The sequence below is a fragment of the Phytoactinopolyspora endophytica genome, from assembly GCF_004138495.1.
GTDB lineage: Bacteria > Actinomycetota > Actinomycetes > Jiangellales > Jiangellaceae > Phytoactinopolyspora > Phytoactinopolyspora endophytica.
Genome location: NZ_ML142857.1, coordinates 31,153 through 33,362 on the forward strand (window position 1 = coordinate 31,153; position 2,210 = coordinate 33,362).

General features: G+C 67.6%; 2 protein-coding genes. Both read left to right on the forward strand.

Annotated features, from left to right (window positions below; all coding sequences use genetic code 11):
* Positions 1-624 (forward strand): ATP-binding cassette domain-containing protein (locus ELR45_RS18020; RefSeq protein ID WP_165367887.1); only part of this gene is annotated, 624 nt, incomplete at its 5' end.
* Positions 625-731: 107 nt separating this feature from the next.
* Positions 732-2,063 carry a transcriptional regulator gene (locus ELR45_RS18025; RefSeq protein WP_129667632.1) on the forward strand — a complete coding sequence of 444 codons (1,332 nt, stop codon included), beginning with the start codon at positions 732-734 and terminating at the stop codon, positions 2,061-2,063.
* Positions 2,064-2,210: the final 147 nt, after the last annotated feature.

Genomic DNA, 2,210 nt, shown 5'->3' on the forward strand with positions numbered 1-2,210 from the left:
GTGGCCAGGCTGCTGATGGGGTTGCAGCCGTGCACGTCCGGCACAGTGGTCTTCGACGGACGCGACCTGGCATCGCTGCGTAGCCGGGAGTTGCGCGTCCTGCGCCAGCGAATGCAGATGGTGTTTCAGAACCCGTTCGGTTCGCTGCTGCCGCACTACAGCGCGGCGGCCAATGTCATGGAGCCGCTGCGGCTCCATGACCGGGGTTCCAAGGACTCCCGGCGGGAGCGGGCCCTGGAACTGCTCGACATGGTGGGGGTCAACCCACGGTTCGCGGACCTGTACCCGACGCAGTTCTCCGGAGGCCAGCAGCAACGCATCGCCATCGCCCGAGCGCTGGCGTTGGAACCCGAACTGCTCGTGTGCGACGAGCCGACGTCGTCGCTCGACGTGTCGATCCAGGCGCAGATCCTGGCTCTCATCGGCGACCTGCAGGAACGGCTCGGCCTCTCCTGCCTGTTCATCTCACACAACCTCGCCGTCGTCGAACGCCTGGCCGACCGCGTCGCCGTGATGTCGCAGGGCCGGATCGTGGAGGAGGGACCGACCGCGCAGCTGTTCGAGTCGCCACGGCACGAATACACGCAGCGTTTGCTCGGAGCGGTGTTGCCGGTCAGCACCTGAGTGTTCGCCGGTCAGCACCCTTGAATATCTGGCGGTCACGCCCGCGAGCAGCGAGGTACCCTCGGTGTGGTTGGGGACTTGAGCGCCGGGTGCCTGGAGAGGGAGTCATGCACGGACCGAACGGCGCCCGGGATGAGATCACCGTCGGTGTCGTGGGCGCCCCGGAGGCCGTCGAGCGGATCATGTCCGTGGCCCGGGACACGGGTTGGACATGGTTGCGGCTCGTGGCGGCCGCGTACACCGACGAGGCGCACGCGGCCGCCACGGTCGTCAAGATCGCGGCACGGATCGACGTCTGCCTGTTCTCCGGACCGTTGCCGTACGACACGGTCGCCCGCCGGGATACCCTTCCGGTGCCGGCCACCTATGTGCCCGTGGACGGGGCCGCCATACATGGCACATTGCTGCGCGGCATCCTTGGCAGCGCCTTCGATCCCACGCGGATCAGCATCGACTCGGTCACGAAGAGCGACGTGACGCGCTCGTATGCGGAGATCGGGCTCAGCCCTCGCCACGTGCGGGTACTCCCCTACTCGCACCCCGACGCAGCCGCCGATTTCCTGGAGTTCCACCGGAGCCTGTACGAGCTAGGCGAGACCACCGGCGCCGTCACCACCGTACCCAAGGTCGCGGCGGCCCTGAACGACGCCAAGGTGCCCGTCCTGACCATGAGCGCGGCCGACACCACCGTGCGACATGCGCTGCAGACGGCGAGCCTGATCGGCAGCGAGGCCAAGTTAGAGGGCTCGCGCATCGTCACAGTGATCGTGCGGGTTCCGGCGACGATGCTCTCTGCCCACCCTGGCCCCAGCAGCTACTCCTACCAGGAGTCCAAGCTGTCCCTCTACGGCGAACTGTTGCGTGAGGCCAGGCCCATGGACGCCGCCGTGCTCGCGCGGGACGAGCGCAGCTACCTCATCGTGACCACCATGGGTTCGTTGCGGGTGGCCACCGACGACTTGACGGTGGCCCCGTTTCTGCGACGCATCTCCACCGAGCTCGGTATCGACGTCGAGGTGGGAATCGGACTGGGTCACTCGACAAGGGAAGCCGAGCTGAACGCGCAGACCGCCGTGGACAAGGCGTCCGCAGCAGGTGGTCAGGCCGCGTTCCTGCTCGGCCCGGCAGGCACGGTTCACCAGCTTTACGTCGACCGGCAGCCCGCGCCGCACGTCGTGCACTCCACCGGCGGTGGCACGTCATCGAAGGCGACTCGGACGCTCGCCCGCCTCGCTGACAATCTGGATCGGGACGAGAACAAGGTGGTCGACGCCGACAAGGTTTCCGAGATCCTCGAGGTAGGCCTGCAGACCGCCCGACGTGCGTTGCGGACCTTGGTGGATGAGGGATTGGCGTGGCCGATGCCGCCGGCCCGGGCCCGTAAAGTCGGCCGGCCGCCACAGCTGTATCAGCTACTGTTCGAGAAACTCCACGACTGACGACGCCGCCCGAAGGGGCCGTCAGCGCCGACGACCCGCCCAATGCCGTGGGTGCAGGTCGAACCGCGCCAGCTGGCGATCACTCACACCCCACGCGTGCCAGTCGTCGTCGAATGGGCCGATCCGGGAGATGACTGCAGCCCATGG

Coding starts and splice junctions, on each gene's coding strand:
- ELR45_RS18025 (WP_129667632.1), top strand. CDS start 732: ATGCACGGACCGAACGGCGCCCGGGATGAGATCACCGTCGGTGTCGTG.